We start from the raw sequence: 17,387 nt of genomic DNA on the forward strand, positions 1-17,387 counted from the left end.
CCAGGATGGCGGCATGAGCACAACCCAGGGACACGACGACGTGCTGCCCGGTCCGGGGCGGACCCGGCGCGGGAGTGCTGTGGCGGCCACCGCGCTGGCGGCGGTCCTGCTGATGGGCATCGGCGTGAGCCCGGCCGCGGCGGGCGCCGCCGAGACGCCGCCGAAGCCCCGTCCGGTGCTCGGGGCCCCGGCCGCCGAGCGGTTCGATCCCGAGGTGGCGCAGCGGCTGGTGGGCGTCGCGCAGGACCTCGCGGAAGCCGTGACGCACGGGGAGATCACCGCGGAGCAGGCGGAGAAGTTCCTCCAGCAGGTCTGCGAGCGGCTCGCCGGCTGAGCAGGCCGCGGCAATTTCGCATCGCGGCGGATGTTCTGTACTGTTGAACTGCTCCCGCACGCGGGGGCGGCCACCACCGGTCCGAGAGGACCGGGGGCAGCACCCCGGCAGATTACCCGAGCGGCCAAAGGGGGCTGACTGTAAATCAGCTGGCATCGCCTACGGGGGTTCGAATCCCTCATCTGCCACGAGCAGCACGACGAAGGCCCCGGTCCGCGGACCGGGGCCTTCGTCGTGCTCGGGGCGGACGGCGGCCCGGTCCCTCGTCGCCGGGACACCGCCGGCCGTTCCGGCCGACGTGCGCGCCCCGCAGGCGAGCCCCTCCGGTGCGGCCGTGTCCTCTGTGCCGCCGCCGGAGGCGGCGACCGTGGCCCCCGATCGGGGGCGCGCGCCGCGCCACGCCGCGCCGTGTCGACCTTAACAATTGCTAAGAAGATGAATACCCTTGTAGCTTGAGGGACAGCATCATCCGGCCACGTGTCAGCACTCCCCGAGCGGGCACGTCGGGACCCCCTACACCGGATGACCAGCAGCACGACCGACTCTGCAGCCCTTCCGCCGGTGTGCACCGCCGAGGAGGTCCGCAAGGATCTGTGCCGCGCGCTGGTACCCCAGGGGCAGGCCCGGGGTTCTGAACGATTTGAGGAGACAGACCGCTATGACTGCTGTGAAGAAGTGGGTGGCCGCGGGTTCGTCGGCTGCCGTCCTGACCGGAGGCCTGTTCCTGGGCGCTCCGGCGGCCCACGCCGCCGACGAGTCCTGCGTGGCCGGCACCACCGGCGCCTACACGTCCGTCGGTGACGGGAAGTCCGAGAGCCACCCGGTTCCCAGCGACGAGATGAGCCAGCTGTTCGCGGCCGCCGCCGCCGTCAACGAGGCGGGCGTGTACTTCAACTCCCTGGTCAGCGACCCGCAGGTCCTCGAGGCACTCGTGGCCGCCCAGGCCCAGCTGGAGTCGTCCATCGTGCACTCCGGGTCCATCGTCCCTGCTCAGGACGCCTGGAACACGATCCTGGGGCTGCAGGCGGACTACGCCGCGACCGCCGGCTCGGCCGAGGTCACCGCCGCCCACCAGGCGTCGCTCGCCGCGGCCGCCGAGTTCGAGGCCGCCGCACGTGCGTCCTCCGTGGTCATGGAGGACGGCGCCGACCTCATGGCGATGTTCGACTCCGCCCTGGCTGCCTGCGGCGGCACGGTTCCGGCTCCCGGGGCCGGGGCCGACACCGGTGCCTGGAGCGACTCGGACGACTCCGACGACTGGGCCGGCGCGGGCACCGGTTCCGGCGTGAACCAGGGCATCAACATGCAGACCGCCGGGGAGGGCGGGCTCAGCACCGGTGTGCTGGCCGGCCTGCTGGCCGCCGGTGCGGCCGTGTCCGGGGCCGTGGCCTTCCGGCTACGCCGCCGCCACGCCTGATCCCGCACTGCTGACCGCCCTGGTGCCGCGCTCGCGCGGCACCAGGGCGTAGCCTTTTCCCGAGCCGACCACAGAGGACCCAGCATGGACGCAGCCGAGCAGGACGCGACCCCGCCCCGTCGTGCGGGCACGCGCTGGGCCGCCGTGGGCGGCATCGGTGCGGCCGCGGTCCTCTCCACGGTGCTGCTGACGGATCCGTGGGGTGCGGGCGGGCCCGGACCCGGCGCGCCCGGGACGGCGGCGACCGCCCCGGTCGAGTCGACCACCGCGGCCCCCACTCCCGCACCCGGCACCACTGCGCCGTCCGCGGGGCCCGCGACCGCCGACGAGGGACCGCCGGCGGCACCGCCCGTCCGGCTGGCCGTCGAGGACGCCGGGGTCGACGTGGCCGTCCTGCCCCTGGCCCCCAGCGAGCAGGAGCTCGCCGCGGAGCTCCTGGTCCCGCCGGACACCCTGGACGGCTACTGGCTCACCCCCTACGGCATGCCGGGCGCGGGGTCCGAGAACACCACGTACATCACCGGCCACAGCTGGGAGGACCGGGACGCCCCGTTCAACCGGCTGAGCGACCCCGGGCTCGTGGGCAGCGAGATCGTGCTCGAGACCGGGACGGGCACCCTCGAGTACGTGGTGGACTCGGTGGTCACCCACGACAAGGACACCCTCAAGGACAGCGACATCTGGCGGATCGTGCCCGGCCGGCTCGTCGTCGTCAGCTGCTACACCGAGGACCTGTGGGGGAAGAACGTCGTGCTCACCGCGTCCCCGGTGCCGGACTGAGGCCGTTCGCCGCCTCCCGGTCTTGAGCCGGCAGTGAAATCCGGTGCCCTCGGGCCGCCCGGCCCCTACGCTGGAGGGCATGGCTACCGTTGACATCACCCAGGACACCCTGGGCCAGACCATTGCCGAGAACGACATCGTCCTGCTCGACTGGTGGGCCGAGTGGTGCGGACCCTGCAAGCAGTTCGCGCCGACCTACGAGGCGGCCTCGGAGAAGCACGAGGAGATCGTCTTCGGGAAGGTCGACACGGAGGAGCAGCAGATGCTCGCCCAGTCGGCCCAGATCTCGTCGATCCCCACGCTCATGGCCTTCCGCGAGGGCATCCTCGTGTTCTCCCAGCCGGGCGCCCTGCCCGCCTCCGCCCTCGACCAGGTGATCGACGCCGTCAAGGGCCTCGACATGGAGGAGGTCCGCGCGGAGGTCGCCAAGCAGTCCCAGGACGCGCCCAACGCCTGACCGCAGGATACTCCCCGTACGACCACGCCGGGCCCGCGGGATCAGACGACGCCGGCGACGCCCAGCAGGGAGCCCACGGCGAAGGTCGCGACGAGCGCGAGAGCACCGCCGACGACCACGCGCAGGGCGGCCCGTCCCGTCTGCGGCGTGTCCCCGAGGCGGGCCCCGAGCCAGCCGGTGAGCGCGAGGGCCGCCAGCACGGCCGCGAACGTCACGGGGAGCCGCCAGGCCTCGGGCGGCAGCAGGATCGCCAGGAGGGGGAGCAGGGCCCCGAGCAGGAACGACAGCGCGGAGGCGACCGCCGCGTTCCAGGGGCTGACGATGTCCTCCTCCTCGATGTTGAGCTCGGCGTCGAGGTGGGCGGCCAGGGCGTCGTGCTCGGTCAGCTCCTCCGCCACCTGCATCGCGGTGCCCTCGGAGAGGCCCTTGGCCCGGTAGATCTCGGCGAGCTCCACCAGTTCCGCCTCGGGCATCTCGGCCAGCTCCCGCTTCTCCTTCTCGATCAGGGCACGGTGGGAGTCCGACTGGCTGGACACGGACACGTACTCGCCCAGGGCCATGGACAGCGCGCCACCGACGAGCGCGGCCGCGCCCGCGGTGAGGATCGCGCTCGAGCTCGCGGTGGCACCCGCGACGCCGACGACGGTCGCGGCGACCGAGACGATGCCGTCGTTGGCACCGAGCACACCGGCCCGCAGCTTGTTCATCCGCTCGGTGTAGCCCGCGCCGTGCGGCTCCTGGATCACGTGTTCGGAGGTCATGGCTCCATTGAACGCCCGGGCCCTCCGCCGTGCCAGCAAGGAGAGGATGTCCTCACCGGCGCCCCGGTGCTCACCGGCGCCGGTGGTCCTCCGGGTGCAGCCGCGGGGCGAACGAGGGCTTGCGGAAGCCGGAGGCCCGCAGCAGCCGCACCACCCGCTGCCGGTCTCCGCGCCACGGCTCCAGCAGCTCGAGCATCCGGCGGTCGTCGCCGGGACGCCGGTCGAAGAACCAGCACACCGTGTCCGCGAGGTGGAAGTCGAAGACGCTGACGGAGTCCGGGTCCCCGTGCGTGCACTGGACGATCTCCGCGACGGTCCACGGCCCGAGCCCGGGGATCGAGCGCAGCCCCCGGCGCAGCTCGGCGTCCAGCGGCGCCCGTCCCAGGCGCTCGAGGGCGGCCGCCCGTTCGGCCACCCGCCGGACGGTGGCGGCCCGGGCGCCGTCGACCCCCGCCCGGTGCCACTCCCACACGGGCACCCGGCCCCACGCCTCGGCAGCCGGCGCGACGCGCATCCCCTCGGGAGCCGGCCCGGGGGCGGGCTCGCCGTAGCGGCGCACGAGCTGCCGGTGGGCCGCCACGGCCTCGCGCACGGTGACGCGCTGCTCGAGGACCGAGAGCACGGCCCGGTCCAGCACCCGCCCGGTCGAGGGCAGCCGCAGCCCGGGATGGTGGTGCCGGGCGGCGCGCAGCCGGTGGGGCAGCGCACGGAAGGCCTCCGAGGTCTCGAACGGCTCCCACGCGTCCTCGGCTCCGGCCCAGCGCGGCGCCTCCCGCAGGAACTCCTCGGCCCCCGGGCCCCACGCCCGCACGAGCACGGGCCGCTGGAGGGGACGGCCGGCACCGGTGCGGGAGAAGTGGGCGGTGACCGGGCCCGCCGCGGTGCGCGCGGTGACCCACACGACGTCGGGCGCCGCCACCCGGACCAGGGGGTCCGCACTGCCGCGGGCCAGGACGCCCAGCGTCTGGCCCAGGTGCAGCGCGCCCTCCGGGTCCCACACGAGCTCGGCGGCCGGGCCGGCCGGGACCGGACGGGCGCGGGGAGGAGCGGTGGCGGCCATGAGACCATGATGGCAGTCCTGTCCGACGGTGCCGCCCCCAGCCCTCGAGGAGGCCATGCCCGCCACCGCGCTGCGTCGAGCAGCACCCACGGTCCGTCCGGCCGCGCCCACCGGGTGGGCGCGGCTGGTGCCGCCGGGCGTGGGACTCCTCGTGCTGGTCCTGTACGTGTGGTGGTCCCTGCTGCAGTGGCACCGCTGGGAGGTCCCCTCCTGGGACCTGGGGATCTTCACCCAGCTGGCCAAGTCCTACGCCGCGGGCGATGGACCGGTCGTGCACATCAAGGGCCACGGCGCCAACCTGCTGGGCGACCACTTCCACCCGATCCTGGTGCTGCTGGGGCCGGTCTACGCGCTGTTCCCCTCCGCGCTGACGCTGCTGGTGGTCCAGGACGTGCTCGTGGCGGTCTCCGCATGGGCGTTGACGCGGTTCGCGGTCCGGGCGCTGGGAGCCGCCCCGGGTGCGGCCCTGGGACTGGCCTACGGGCTGAGCTTCGGCCTGCAAGCCGCCGTGTCGGTGCAGTTCCACGAGGTGGCCTTCGCCCTGCCGCTGCTCGTCCTCGCCCTCGGCTCCCTCGTGGAGCGGCGGTGGACGGCGGCCGCACTGTGGGCCGCGCCCGTCGCCTTCGTCAAGGAGGACCTGGGCGTCACGGTCGCGGTCCTGGGACTGGTGCTCGCCGGGCGGGCGCACCGGGAGGCGCACGGGGACCCCCGCCCGGTGGCCCTGGGGCTCGGACTCGCCGCATGGGGCGCGGCGTGGTCGGCGCTCGCGGTGACCGTGGTGCTGCCGGCGCTCAGCCCGGACGGCCGGTTCGCCTACGCCGACCGGCTGGACCTGGCGGCGGCGGCGGCCGATCCCGTCGGGGCGCTGGTCTCCCTGGTGGTGCCGGGACAGAAGGCGCTGACGTGGCTCGCCCTGCTGGCCGTGGGCGTGGGGGTCGTGCTGCGCTCACCGCTGGTGCTCGTGGCGCTCCCCACGCTGGTCTGGCGGATGCTGTCACCGAACCACGGCTACTGGGGCACGGGGTGGCACTACAGCGCGGTGCTCATGCCCATCGTCCTGGTCGCGCTGCTCGACGCCGTCCTGCGGCTGCGTGACGGCCGGTTCCGGCGGCTCGCCCGCGCCGCGCCGGCGCTGTCGCTCGTCGTCGCGCTCCTCCTGGTCCCGGGGCGGCCCCTGGCCGACCTCGCGGACCCCGCCGCCTACCGGCCCGACCCCCGGGCGGACGCCAAGGCGGCGGTCGTCGCGGCCGTGCCCGAGGGCGCCAGCGTGGCCACGGACCTGACGCTCCTGCACCACCTCGTGCCCCGGGCCCAGGTGCACTGGCTGGGCACCGAGGACGACCCCGCCCCGGAGTACGTGGTGGTCGACCGGCTCGGCGCCACGTGGGGCGGGAACCCGCCGCGGGACGTCGCCGGGTGGGCCCGGCAGCACTACGGCGCCGACTACGCCGTGGTGCGTGACGAGAAGCACCTCGTGCTGGCGCACCGCCGGGGCTGACGGTGCCGCCGGGTGCGCTAGACTGGCCGTACCGAATCCGGTCACTCCCTCACTTTCTCGTGCAACGCGATGCCATGACGCGCATCGTGTTCGGCGGCGGCCCGTGCCGCGCCGAGTCCGACGCTCCCGCTCCGTGCGGGGCTCCAAGTGGTTGGCAGGGACGTCCGGACACCACGACCGTGGCCGACGCCCCCGGACCCGCTCCCGGGCCGCCACCTGCACAGATACGAGGCACTGCTCCATGACCGTCGACACCCCCAGCACTCCCGGCACCGCCGAGGAGCACACCACCACCTTCGCCGAGCTCGGCATCGACTCCCGGGTGCTCGCCACCCTGGACGAGGTCGGCTACGAGACCCCCACGCCCATCCAGGCGGCCACCATCCCGGTGCTCCTCCAGGGCAAGGACGTGGTGGGCCTGGCCCAGACCGGCACCGGCAAGACCGCCGCCTTCGCCGTGCCCGCGCTGTCCCGGCTCGCGGAGCTCGCCGACGTCAACGGCGTCTCCCGCGACACCCAGGTGCTGGTGCTCGCCCCGACCCGCGAGCTGGCCCTCCAGGTCGGCGAGGCGTTCTCCTCCTACGCCACCCACCTCGACGACTTCACCGTGCTGCCGGTCTACGGCGGCTCCCCCTACGGCCCCCAGCTGGCCGGCCTGCGCCGCGGCGCCCAGGTGGTCGTCGGCACGCCCGGCCGCGTCATCGACCACCTCAAGAAGGGGTCCCTGGACCTGTCCCACCTGCAGTACGTGGTCCTCGACGAGGCCGACGAGATGCTGCGGATGGGCTTCGCCGAGGACGTCGAGCAGATCCTCTCGCAGACTCCTGCCGAGAAGCAGGTCGCGCTGTTCTCGGCGACCATGCCCCCCGCGATCCGCAAGATCGCCAAGCAGTACCTGCGCGACCCCCAGGAGATCGCGGTCAAGGGCAAGACCACCACGGGCACCAACACCCGCCAGCGGTACCTGCAGGTCATGGGCTCCCACAAGATGGAGGCCATGACCCGCATCCTCGAGGTCGGGGACTACGACGGCGTCATCGTCTTCGTGCGCACCAAGGCCGCCACCGAGGAGGTCGCCGACCGGCTCAAGGCCCGCGGCTACGCGGCCGCCGCGATCAACGGCGACATCCCGCAGAACATGCGCGAGCGCACGGTCGAGGCCCTGCGCGACGGCAAGATCGACGTCCTCGTCGCGACGGACGTCGCGGCCCGCGGCCTCGACGTCGAGCGCATCTCCCTCGTGGTGAACTACGACATCCCCCACGACACCGAGTCCTACGTCCACCGGATCGGGCGCACCGGCCGCGCCGGGCGCTCCGGCGAGGCGATCCTGTTCATGACCCCGCGCGAGAAGTACCTGCTGCGGGCGATCGAGAAGGCCACCCGCCAGCCGGTCGAGCTCATGCGGATGCCCTCCACCGAGGACGTGAACCAGACCCGCAAGGACCGGTTCGCCCAGCAGATCACGGACACCATGGAGTCCGAGGACCTGAAGCAGTTCCGCGAGCTCGTCGAGCAGTACCAGGCCGAGCACGACGTCGACGCGGTGGAGATCGCCGCGGCGATCGCCGTGATGGCCCAGGACGGACGGCCCTTCTTCGTGGAGGAGCTGCCCGAGCCGGTGCAGCGCACCCGCGACCGTGACCGCCCGGGACGGGACGGCGACGACCGGCCGCGCCGGGAACCGCGCACCGAGAAGGGCATGGCCACCTACCGGCTGTCCGTGGGCCACCGGCACCGCGCCTCGCCGGGCTCCGTGGTCGGGGCCCTCACCAACGAGGGGGGCCTGAGCGGCGAGCAGATCGGCGCGATCGACATCCGCTCGACCCACACCCTGGTGGGCCTGCCGGAGAACCTGCCGGCCTCGACCCTGGACCGGCTCTCCCGCACCCGCATCAACGGGGAGCTCATCAACCTCGAGACCGACCGCGGTCCGGGTGCCGGGTCCGGCGGCCGGCCCCGCCAGAGCTCGTCCTCCTACCAGGACCGGCCGCGCCGCAGCGGCGGGTCCCGCGGCGGCGAGTCCGGCGGCTACCAGGGCAAGAAGTCCGGGTCCCCGCGCGGGGACCGGGACGGCGACAAGCCCTTCCGCAAGCCGCGCCACAAGAAGTACTGAGCCCGGGGGGCAGGACCTCCCGAGGTGGAGGAGGGGACGGGCCGCGCGGCCCGNCCCGTCCCCTCCTCCGTCCGTCCCTGCCCCGCGGACGTCGTGGCCCTCGGCGCGGCCCGGGCCGTGCTGCCGGTGCCGGTCCTCAGCCGCCGAGGACCGGAGCGACCGTCCTGACCAGCTGGTGCACGCCCAGGACGGCGAACAGCAGGGCCGTGAGGCCCAGGGCGATGTTCGAGTACCACTTGTTGGCCCACTCCTTCGGGATCCGCCTGCCGTTGAGCAGCCCCAGCAGCGTGAGGGCGAGGAAGGGCATGAACAGCGAGCCGAGCATGCCGTAGACCAGGATCAGGCCGATGGGCTGCCCCAGGGCGAAGAGGATCATGGGCGGGAACGTCAGCCACAGCACGTAGAAGCGGAAGTACTTCCCGCCCACCCGGGTGTCGGGGTGGCCGGACTCCTTGCCGCGCATGTTGCCCCAGAAGTCGGCGAACATGAGGGAGACGCCGTTCCAGACGCCGATGATCGAGGAGAAGGACGCGGCCCAGAAGCCCAGGAGGAAGCCGGTGCCGACCACGTCGCCGTACTCCGCCCGCAGCACGGCGTAGAGGTCGAGCAGGCCCTCGTCCCCGGAGCTGAGGGCCAGGCCGGCCGAACGGACCACCTCGGCGCCCACGATGAGCATCGCGATGACGAAGATGCCGGTCACCACGTAGGCCATGGAGTTGTCGATCCTCATGACCCGCATCCACTTGGGCGTGAACCAGCCCTTCTCGCGCAGCCAGTAGCCGTAGGCCGCCAGCGTGATCGTGCCGCCGACGCCGCCCGCCAGGGCGAGGGTGTAGAGCACACCGTCCTCCGGGATGAGGGGCACCAGCCCCGTGAGCATCTCGGGGATGTTGGGGGTGGCGATGACGGCCAGTCCCACGACGGTGACGAACATCAGGCCGACCAGCGCGGCGGTGATCTTCTCGAAGGTGGCGTACTTGCCGAACCACACCATGAGGAACCCCAGGAGACCCATGAGGATCGCCCAGGCCCAGAGGGGGAGGACCGGGAAGACGGCGGCGAGCGGCAGGGCCGCCGACGACATCGCGGTGGCCCCGTAGACGAAGCCCCAGATCATGATGTACGGGCCGAAGTACCAGGTGGTCCACCGGCCCAGGGAGCGCCAGCCCTCGAAGATGGTGCGCCCCGTGGCCAGGGTGAAGCGACCGGCGCCCTCGACCAGGATGATCTTGAGGATCACGCCGAGGACCACCGCCCACAGCAGCCCGTACCCGTAGCGGGAGCCGGCGACCAGGGTGGCGACCATGTCGGCGGCTCCGACGCCCGTGGCCGCGACCACGAGGCCGGGGCCCACGATCTTCCACTTGGCGGGCGCCCCGCCGTCGTCGTCGGTGCGGGCCCGGTGGGCCGCGAAGGAGGACTCGTTCGATGTGCTCATGGTGGTTCCTCGTCGGTTCGGTCTGTCGAATGCCGGGCTCGTGGGGCCGGCCGAGAAGGGGCATCTCAGGTTCGAGGTCGTCGTTCGGTGTCCGGCATCCGGGGCCACCCGTCGACACGACGTCCGGAGGGCTGCGTCGGATGCGTCCCCGGACGTGCGCAGTCCGTCTCGCGGTCCATGGCGGAGCGCCGGCGCCCGGCTCACTGTACCTCGGCGGCCTCCGCCCGGTCCGTCCGGGATCCCTCGGGGAGGCCGGGAACCGCTGCGACTCCCCCGGGGCCGTCGTGTGCCGAGACCCGTGCCGGGGGAGGGCGCCGGTGGGGACGTGGGATGCGCACCGTCTCACCGGTCTCCCGGCCCCCACAGCTCCACTCCGGGTCGGCGGCGGTGCAGCAGGGGCCGGTTCGCGCGTCTCGCCCGGCGACCGGTGGGTCAGGGGCGGTCGAGCTCGTAGGTGATCTGGACCATGCCGTTGTCGAAACGACGTTCTCGGACGAGACGGAGCGCCAGGGACAGCCCGTCCGGAAAGACCGCGGTGCCGCCTCCGACGGTGACCGGGCACAGCAGGAGCTCGACCACGTCGACCAGCCCCAGCCGCAGAGCGCTCCCGGCCAGGGTCGGGCCCTCGATCGTGAGGTCACCGGACGCCTCGGACTTCGCGCGCGCGACGGCCTCGGCGGTGAGTTCTCGCTCGAGTCGAGTGCGCTCGGTCCAGGTCTGTCCGAGGGAGGACGAGAAGACGATCTTCTCGGCGCGCTTCCACGTCTCCGCGAAGCGTGCCGATTCCGGGGACCATGACGCGGCGGACGGATCGGTCTCCCAGACGGCCATGGTCTCGTACATGCGCCGCCCGTAGAGGTAGGTGCTCACCGACGCAAGATCGGCGGTCAGGGCGGCGACGACGGGTTCGTCGGGCACGGCCCACGAGAAGCCGCCCTGGGCGTCCGAGTTGTAGCCGTCCAACGAGGAGGCGACGGAGTAGATCACTGTCCCCATGCCGCAATCCCACACGACTGCGGCACTCGGGCACAAGAGCGGGAGTGCAGCTGCTCACGATCCGCGCGGCTGCCGGCCCCGACGGCACGGCGCCGGTCAGGGACGCGGACACCGGCGCGGACCGATGGGTGGTGCTGCCCGGGGTCCGCAGGGGCGCGGGCGGCTGCGTGCCCGCCTCCTCGCGGTGGGAATGACGCGCCTGACCGCGCTGCGCTACGGCATGGTGGATGCGACCCTCACCGGCTCCCGTCCGCCCCGTCCCCGCACCGCCGGCCCGGGTTCCGCTGCCCGTCCGGCCCGCCCCGCTCGACGACGGGGACGGGGACGGGGACGGCTGATCGAGGTCCGGCGCGGCCGCCCGGGGCGGCGTCGCGGGGCCGGAAAACCCCGTGGGATTGGGGCGCACGGCGTCGCTCCGGGCGTCCCGGACCGGGGTGCGATGATTTTTGTTTTGCCGAAACGTGCTGGTAGAGTCTTCGTCGTTGCCCCGATAGCTCAGTGGTAGAGCGCCATCTTGGTAAGATGGAGGTCCCGGGATCGATTCCCGGTCGGGGCTCTCGTGATGAGATCCCGCAGCCCGGCCGCCAGGCCGTCAGCGGCGGTGTCCCATCCCTCCGGCGGTGTAGCTCAGCTGGTTAGAGCGCACGACTCATAATCGTGAGGTCGACGGATCGAGCCCGTCCACCGCTACGGCGAAAAGCCCGTGACCCCTCCCGGTCACGGGCTTTTGTCGTTGCCGACCGGGCCCGGCCTCGGCGCCGTCGCCGCCGGGGCCGGGCGGGGGGCTCGGGACGGTGCGCGCCGGCAGTGCTACGCGGAGCGCCCGGGCTCCCGGCGCCCTCGGTGCAGCCCCACCTCGTAGGCCGTGAACGCGAGCAGGGTCACCGCGACGAGCGGCAGCACGAACCAGGCCATGGCCGCGGTGAAGCCTTCCAGGGCGTCGTGCGCGGTGGCGGCGAGGACCACGTAGCCGGTGTAGGCGAGGTACAGGCCCACGAAGAGCGTGCCTTCCCAGCGGGCCACCGCGAACCCGGTGAACGCGATGGGCAGCAGGGCGACCGCGGCGGCCAGCATCACGGGGATGTCGAAGGCCACGGCGGCGCCGGACACCGGGATGCCGTCGCGGGAGATCAGCGCGGGAAGCCCGAGCACCACCCCGATGTTGAAGATGTTGCTGCCCACCACGTTGCCCACCGCCAGATCGCGCTCACCGCGGCGCACGGCGATGATCGAGGTCGCCAGCTCGGGCAGCGACGTCCCGACGGCCACCACCGTCAGACCGACCACGAGACTGCTCACGCCCAGGGTGGTGGCCGTGTTCACGGCGCCCTCGACGAGCAGGGTGGCACCGGCGACCAGCAGAGCGATCCCGAGCCCCACGAGCAGGAGCGACCGGCCGATCGGCGCGGGAGGCGACTCCTCGGCCTCTCCGGCGACGGCCGGAGCCGACGAGCTCTCGGCGGAGCCCCCGGCACGGGACGGGACCCTGGTGTCGCGCCGGCTGATGACGACCGTCAGCACCGTGTGCGCCACCACGGCCAGGAAGAGGAGCAGTCCGTCCACCGCAGTGATCCGCCCGTCGAGGGAGACGAGCAGCAGCCCGACCGACAGGGCGACCATCAGGGGCAGGTCGAACCGCACCAGCCGCTGCTTCACGGCCAGGGGGATGACGAGTGCGGAGAGCCCGAGGATCAGGAGGACGTTGACGATGTTGCTGCCGACCACGTTGCCGACGGCCAGGCCGGGCTCGTCGCGCAGGACGGCGCCGACGGTGACGGCCAGCTCGGGTGCCGACGTCGCCGCCGAGACCACGGTCAGCCCGACCACCAGGGAGGAGATCCCCACCCGTCGCGCGAGGGACGAGGCGCCCCGCACGAGGAACTCCCCGCCCAGCACCAGCAGCACCAGCCCGACGGCGATCCGGCCCGCGTCCATGAGATCCATGGGTCAGGAGTGTACGGGCTCCGGCACCGCGCCACCGCGCCATCCTGCACCGCCGCCGTAGACTGGACGGGTTCCCGCCGCCCGCGCGGCACCGTCCACCGAGGAGCTGCCATGCCCGTGAACCCCGATCTCGTCGGGCGGACCTACCCGCCGGCCGAGCCCTACAGCGTCGGACGGGAGGCCGTCCGGGACTTCGCCCGGGCCGTGCAGGCCGGCCACCCCGCGCACCACGACGTCGAGGCGGCCCGGTCCCTGGGCCACGCCGACCTCGTGGCGCCCCCCACCTTCGCGATCGTCGTGGCCCAGCGCGCCGACGCGGCGCTGATCGCCGACCCCGAGGCCGGCATCGACTTCTCGCGCGTGGTCCACGCGGACCAGCGCTTCACCCACCACCGCCCGATCGTGGCCGGCGACGAGCTCGTGGCCGAGCTGCACGTCGACCAGGTCCGGGCCATGGGCTCCGGGGCGATGGTGACGTCCCGGGCCGAGATCAGCACCGTCGCGGGGGAGCCGGTCGCCACGAGCGTCTCGTCCCTGCTGGTGCGCGGAGAGGACCAGTGACCGTGGACATCGACTTCGACGGCCTCGAGAAGGGCCAGGAGATCGGCCAGCGCCGCGTCGAGCTCTCCCGCGCGGACCTCGTGCGCTACGCCGGGGCCTCCGGCGACCTCAACCCCATCCACTGGAACGCGGAGTTCGCCCGCTCCGTGGACCTGCCCGACGTCATCGCCCACGGGATGCTCACGATGGGCGCCGCCGTGCAGCTGGTGACCGACTGGGCCGGCGACCCGGGCGCCGTGGTCGACTACCAGACCCGCTTCACCAAGCCGGTGGTCGTGCCCAACAGGTTCGGGACCACGGTCGAGGCCTCCACGGCCCTCACGGTCTCCGGGAAGATCGGCGCCCTCGACGACGACGCCCGCACCGCGCGCGTGGACCTCACCGTGACCGCCCCCGACCTCGCCGCCGAGGGTGCGGACCCGGCGACCGCCGCCCCGCTGAAGGTGCTGGTCAAGGCCCAGGCCGTGGTCCGGCTGGCGTGAGTCCCTGCCGGGGCGCCGCGGGCCGCCCGCATAAACTGGTCGCCATGACCTCCCCGCGCATCGCAGACCTCACCACCGCAGCCGTGGGCGGGCCCGCCCGCCACTACGTGCGGGCCGGGACCGAGCAGGCGGTCGTCGCCGCCGTCGCGGAGGCCGACGCCGCCGGGCAGGAGCTGCTCGTCGTCGGCGGGGGGTCCAACCTCATCGCGGCGGACACCGGCTTCGCCGGCACCGTGGTGCACGTGGTGTCGCAGGGCGTCGAGGTGCTGGCGGACGACCCCCGCGGCGTCCTCCTCGAGGTGCAGGCAGGCCACTCGTGGGACGAGCTCGTGGCCCGGGCGGTGGCGGACGGGCTGGTCGGCATCGAGGCCCTCTCCGGCATCCCCGGCACCACGGGCGCCACGCCGGTGCAGAACGTGGGGGCCTACGGCCAGGAGGTGGCCCAGACCATCGAGCTGGTGCGGGCGTGGGACCGCCACGAGCGGCGCGTGCGGGACTTCGCCGCGGCCGACCTGGCGTTCTCCTACCGGGACTCGGCGCTCAAGCGCAGCACGGTGGCCGGCTCCCCGCGCTTCGTGGTGCTCGCGGTGCGGTTCCGGCTCGAGCACGGCGCCGACGGCTCCCCCGTCCGGTACGGCGAGCTCGCCCGCCGGCTCGGTGTCGAGGTGGGGGAGCGCGCCCCGCTGGGCCGGGTGCGGGAGACCGTCCTGGCCCTGCGCGCCGGCAAGGGCATGGTGCTCGACCCCGGCGACCGCGACACCTACAGCACCGGCTCGTTCTTCACGAACCCCATCCTCCCGACGGGCGCCCTGGGGCAGCGGCTGCCCGCCGACGCCCCCCGCTTCCCCGTGGTGGACGCCGCGGGTCGCCCGGTCGAGGACCGGGTCAAGCTCTCGGCCGCATGGTTGATCGACCACGCGGGCTTCGGCAAGGGCTTCGGTCTGCCGGGGACCCGCAACGAGGTCCTGGACCTCGACGGCGGCGCGGTCGCCGGGGGACGCGCCTCGCTCTCGACCAAGCACACGCTGGCCCTGACCAACCGCGGCGGCGCCTCCGCGCAGGACCTCATGGCGCTGGCGCGGACGGTGCGGGACGGCGTCGCGTCCGTCTACGGCGTGGACCTCGTCGCCGAGCCCGTCATCGTGGGCACGACGGTCTGAGCCGGCGGCCATGAGCAGCCTCGAAGAGGAGATCGCCCAGGGGGAGGACTCCGAGGGGCGGGTGCGCCGGACGCTGCGCCGGGTGCGCACCTGGTCCCGCGGGCACCCCCTCCTGTTCGTGGTCTACCGGACGCTCGTGACGGTCCTCGGGGGCGTCTTCGTCCTGGCCGGTCTGATCATGCTCGTGGCACCGGGCCCGGGCTGGCTCGCCATCTTCCTGGGGCTGGGCATCTGGGGCACCGAGTTCCACTGGGCGCACCGGCTCAACCAGCGGGCCAGGACACAGGTCATGCGCGGCTGGAGCTGGTGGCTGGCCCGGACGGCCGAGTCCCGGCACCGCCGGGCCCTCGAGGGCACGGGCAACCTGGTGCCCGGTCCTCGTCACCTCCGGGCCCCGGGCGCCTGAACGGGGAGGGCGAGCGCCGGGTCAGCGGGGCCGGCGCAGCTGTGCGGTCACCAGTTCCAGGGCGTGCTCGGCCGAGAGCCCGAGGCCGGCCACCTCGGTGGCGTAGCGCCGGGCGGCCTGCACGGCGAGGTCCTCGGTCCGGTCCGCGGCCCGCACGAAGCTTCCCTGCCGGCCGCGGGTCTCGATCACGCCCGCGGCCTCCAGCTCGCGGTAGGCCTTGGCGACGGTGCCCGCCGCGAGCCCGAGCGCCTCGGCGAGCCGGCGCACCGGCGGCAGCCGGGTGCCGGGGGGCAGGGTGCCGTCCGTGCGTCCCTGCTGCACCCGGTGCCGGAGCTGCTCGGACGGCGGGCGGGGGTCCTCCGGGTCGAGCTCCAGTCCCGCGGGGACCGAGGTGTCCGCCACGGGCTACAGGGTGCCGGTGGCGATCCGCAGCATGCGGCGAAGCGGCTCGGCCGCGCCCCACAGCAGCTGGTCGCCGATCGTGAAGGCGCTGATGTAGCCCGGGCCCATGGCGAGCTTGCGGATCCGGCCCACCGGGATGTCCAGGGTGCCGGAGGTCGCCACGGGGGTGAGGTCCCGCATCGAGTCGTCCTTGGTGTTGGGCACCACGGTGGCCCACTCGTTGTCCTCGTCGACGAGCCGCTCGATCTCCGCCACGGGCAGGTCCTCCCGCAGCTTGATCGTGAGGGCCTGCGAGTGCGAGCGCATCGTGGCGATCCGCACGCACAGCCCGTCCATCGGCACCCAGTCCTGGGCGTACCGGTCCGTGCGTCCCAGGATCTTGTTGGTCTCCGCCGCGGACTTCCACTCCTCGCGGGACTGCCCGTTGCCGAGGTCGGCGTCGATCCAGGGGATGAGGGAGCCGGACAGGGGCGCCCCGAACATGGAGGTGTCGAGGGCGTCGCCGCGCTGGGCGTCGAGCACCTTGCGGTCGATGTCCAGGATCGCGGAGGCGGGGTCGGCGAGCTCGTCCGCGACGACGCCGTGCAGGGCACCGAACTGCGCGAGCACCTCGCGCATGTGCCGGGCCCCGCCGCCCGAGGCCGCCTGGTAGGTCATCGACGTCGCCCACTCCACGAGGTCGTTGCGGAACAGCCCGCCCAGCCCCATCAGCAGACAGGACACCGTGCAGTTGCCGCCCACGAAGTCCCGCACGCCGCCCGCGAGACCGCGGTCGATGACGTCCCGGTTGACGGGGTCCAGGACGATGATCGCGTCGTCGTTCATCCGCAGGGTCGAGGCGGCGTCGATCCACAGCCCGTCCCAGCCCGCGGCGCGCAGCTTCCCGTGCACGTCCCGGGTGTAGTCCCCGCCCTGGGCGGTGACGACGATCGGCAGCTCGGCCAGGGTCTCGAGGTCGTAGGCGTCCTGCAGCGTTCCGGCGTCCCCCGCGAACGACGGCGCCGGGCGGCCGGCGCTCGAGGTCGAGAAGAACACCGGGGTGATCCCCCCGAAGTCCCCCTCCTCCTGCATGCGCTGCATGAGCACGGAGCCCACCATGCCCCGCCAGCCGACGAACCCTACCGAATCTCCCGAGCGAAAAGTCATGGCCCCCAGTCTACGGGGAGCGGTGGAGGGCCCAGCGCCGGCGCCGCTCCTTCACCTTCTGGGCCGGCGGCAGCTCGAGACCCGGGGCCACGAGGTCCCCGTACTGCGGAAAGCGGTGGAGGTAGTCCTGGACGTAGGTGCACGTGGGCCGCACGGCGGTGCCCTGCTTCCGGAAGTCGTCCAGCAGCAGCGTGACCAGCGTGCGCGCGTAGCCCTGCCGGCCGAAGCGCTCACCGATGATGGTGTGCTGGAGCTCGACCGTGCCGTCGTCGTGCTCCTGGAAGCCCTCGAAGCCGATGAACTGCTCGCCCTGCCACAGCTCGTAGCGGTCCAGGTCCGCGTTCTTCACGACGTGCAGCTGCTCGTCGTCCCGGATCGCCGGGTCGGGGTGCAGATCGGTCACGGTCGTCCTCCTGGTCGTGGTGCGGC

18 protein-coding genes and 3 tRNA genes are annotated in these 17,387 nt (G+C 73.4%); 13 read left to right on the plus strand and 8 right to left on the minus strand.

The window, feature by feature from the left end; translation table 11 throughout:
• Positions 1–13: 13 nt before the first annotated feature.
• The 5 genes from ACH9D3_RS09560 to trxA all read left to right on the plus strand — a co-directional run bounded on the left by ACH9D3_RS09560 (position 14) and on the right by trxA (position 2,988).
• Positions 14–334: a hypothetical protein gene (locus ACH9D3_RS09560; RefSeq protein WP_396400764.1), complete on the plus strand. Its 321-nt coding sequence runs from the start codon at positions 14–16 to the stop codon at positions 332–334.
• Between the two features lie 106 nt (positions 335–440).
• Positions 441–522, plus strand: a tRNA-Tyr gene (locus ACH9D3_RS09565).
• Positions 523–992: 470 nt separating this feature from the next.
• Entirely contained in the window at positions 993–1,751 is a 759-nt protein-coding gene (locus ACH9D3_RS09570; protein WP_396410762.1) for a hypothetical protein, read from the plus strand.
• Positions 1,752–1,835: 84 nt separating this feature from the next.
• Entirely contained in the window at positions 1,836–2,531 is a 696-nt protein-coding gene (locus ACH9D3_RS09575) for a class F sortase (protein ID WP_396410763.1), read from the plus strand.
• Positions 2,532–2,610: 79 nt separating this feature from the next.
• A complete protein-coding gene (gene trxA, locus ACH9D3_RS09580) occupies positions 2,611–2,988 on the plus strand; it encodes a thioredoxin (protein ID WP_396400761.1) in 378 nt (125 codons plus the stop codon).
• Positions 2,989–3,029: 41 nt separating this feature from the next.
• On the opposite strand, the gene ACH9D3_RS09585 is transcribed toward trxA, so the two are convergent.
• Together ACH9D3_RS09585 and ACH9D3_RS09590 are read right to left on the minus strand one after the other, a co-directional pair.
• Positions 3,030–3,749, minus strand: coding sequence for a VIT1/CCC1 transporter family protein (locus ACH9D3_RS09585; RefSeq protein WP_396400760.1), 720 nt, complete (start codon positions 3,747–3,749; stop codon positions 3,030–3,032).
• Between the two features lie 70 nt (positions 3,750–3,819).
• Positions 3,820–4,809: a DNA-3-methyladenine glycosylase family protein gene (locus ACH9D3_RS09590; RefSeq protein WP_396410764.1), complete on the minus strand. Its 990-nt coding sequence runs from the start codon at positions 4,807–4,809 to the stop codon at positions 3,820–3,822.
• A 55-nt stretch (positions 4,810–4,864) separates the two neighbouring features.
• Between ACH9D3_RS09590 and ACH9D3_RS09595 the strand changes: the two genes are divergently transcribed.
• Together ACH9D3_RS09595 and ACH9D3_RS09600 are read left to right on the plus strand one after the other, a co-directional pair.
• The gene (locus ACH9D3_RS09595; RefSeq protein ID WP_396410765.1) at positions 4,865–6,307 is read left to right on the plus strand and encodes a DUF2079 domain-containing protein; all 1,443 of its coding nucleotides are present in this window, start codon (positions 4,865–4,867) and stop codon (positions 6,305–6,307) included.
• Between the two features lie 241 nt (positions 6,308–6,548).
• Positions 6,549–8,423: a DEAD/DEAH box helicase gene (locus ACH9D3_RS09600; RefSeq protein ID WP_396400757.1), complete on the plus strand. Its 1,875-nt coding sequence runs from the start codon at positions 6,549–6,551 to the stop codon at positions 8,421–8,423.
• A gap of 136 nt (positions 8,424–8,559) precedes the next feature.
• Here ACH9D3_RS09600 and ACH9D3_RS09605 read toward each other — a convergent pair whose 3' ends face one another.
• Both ACH9D3_RS09605 and ACH9D3_RS09610 read right to left on the minus strand, forming a co-directional pair.
• Complete coding sequence (locus tag ACH9D3_RS09605) at positions 8,560–9,861, minus strand: Nramp family divalent metal transporter (RefSeq protein WP_396400756.1); 1,302 nt, start codon at positions 9,859–9,861, stop codon at positions 8,560–8,562.
• A gap of 432 nt (positions 9,862–10,293) precedes the next feature.
• Positions 10,294–10,857 (minus strand): dihydrofolate reductase family protein, encoded by a 564-nt coding sequence (locus ACH9D3_RS09610; RefSeq protein WP_396410766.1) that lies wholly within the window; start codon positions 10,855–10,857, stop codon positions 10,294–10,296.
• Positions 10,858–11,341: 484 nt separating this feature from the next.
• Between ACH9D3_RS09610 and ACH9D3_RS09615 the strand changes: the two genes are divergently transcribed.
• Together ACH9D3_RS09615 and ACH9D3_RS09620 are read left to right on the plus strand one after the other, a co-directional pair.
• Positions 11,342–11,413: transfer RNA gene (locus ACH9D3_RS09615), tRNA-Thr, on the plus strand.
• Between the two features lie 60 nt (positions 11,414–11,473).
• Positions 11,474–11,547 (plus strand) — tRNA-Met (locus tag ACH9D3_RS09620).
• A 120-nt stretch (positions 11,548–11,667) separates the two neighbouring features.
• On the opposite strand, the gene ACH9D3_RS09625 is transcribed toward ACH9D3_RS09620, so the two are convergent.
• Positions 11,668–12,801: a calcium/sodium antiporter gene (locus tag ACH9D3_RS09625; protein WP_396410767.1), complete on the minus strand. Its 1,134-nt coding sequence runs from the start codon at positions 12,799–12,801 to the stop codon at positions 11,668–11,670.
• A 111-nt stretch (positions 12,802–12,912) separates the two neighbouring features.
• Here ACH9D3_RS09625 and ACH9D3_RS09630 point away from each other — a divergent pair, with 111 nt between their 5' ends.
• From ACH9D3_RS09630 to ACH9D3_RS09645, 4 genes are read left to right on the plus strand one after another with little or no spacing between them, the layout of a single operon-like run.
• On the plus strand, positions 12,913–13,362 hold the full coding sequence (locus ACH9D3_RS09630; protein WP_396400753.1) for an FAS1-like dehydratase domain-containing protein: 450 nt from the start codon (positions 12,913–12,915) through the stop codon (positions 13,360–13,362).
• Positions 13,363–13,364: 2 nt separating this feature from the next.
• Positions 13,365–13,844, plus strand: coding sequence for a MaoC family dehydratase (locus ACH9D3_RS09635; RefSeq protein WP_396410768.1), 480 nt, complete (start codon positions 13,365–13,367; stop codon positions 13,842–13,844).
• A 44-nt stretch (positions 13,845–13,888) separates the two neighbouring features.
• Positions 13,889–15,004, plus strand: coding sequence for a UDP-N-acetylmuramate dehydrogenase (locus ACH9D3_RS09640; protein ID WP_396410769.1), 1,116 nt, complete (start codon positions 13,889–13,891; stop codon positions 15,002–15,004).
• A gap of 10 nt (positions 15,005–15,014) precedes the next feature.
• Positions 15,015–15,410, plus strand: coding sequence for a PGPGW domain-containing protein (locus tag ACH9D3_RS09645; protein ID WP_396410770.1), 396 nt, complete (start codon positions 15,015–15,017; stop codon positions 15,408–15,410).
• A 21-nt stretch (positions 15,411–15,431) separates the two neighbouring features.
• On the opposite strand, the gene ACH9D3_RS09650 is transcribed toward ACH9D3_RS09645, so the two are convergent.
• From ACH9D3_RS09650 to ACH9D3_RS09660, 3 genes are read right to left on the minus strand one after another with little or no spacing between them, the layout of a single operon-like run.
• Entirely contained in the window at positions 15,432–15,812 is a 381-nt protein-coding gene (locus tag ACH9D3_RS09650; RefSeq protein ID WP_396410771.1) for a GntR family transcriptional regulator, read from the minus strand.
• A 3-nt stretch (positions 15,813–15,815) separates the two neighbouring features.
• Entirely contained in the window at positions 15,816–16,958 is a 1,143-nt protein-coding gene (asd, locus tag ACH9D3_RS09655; protein ID WP_396410772.1) for an aspartate-semialdehyde dehydrogenase, read from the minus strand.
• A gap of 10 nt (positions 16,959–16,968) precedes the next feature.
• Positions 16,969–17,361: a GNAT family N-acetyltransferase gene (locus ACH9D3_RS09660; protein ID WP_396400747.1), complete on the minus strand. Its 393-nt coding sequence runs from the start codon at positions 17,359–17,361 to the stop codon at positions 16,969–16,971.
• Positions 17,362–17,387 lie beyond the last annotated feature (26 nt).

This window comes from Kocuria kalidii, assembly GCF_044462225.1.
GTDB classification, from domain to species: Bacteria; Actinomycetota; Actinomycetes; order Actinomycetales; family Micrococcaceae; genus Kocuria; species Kocuria kalidii.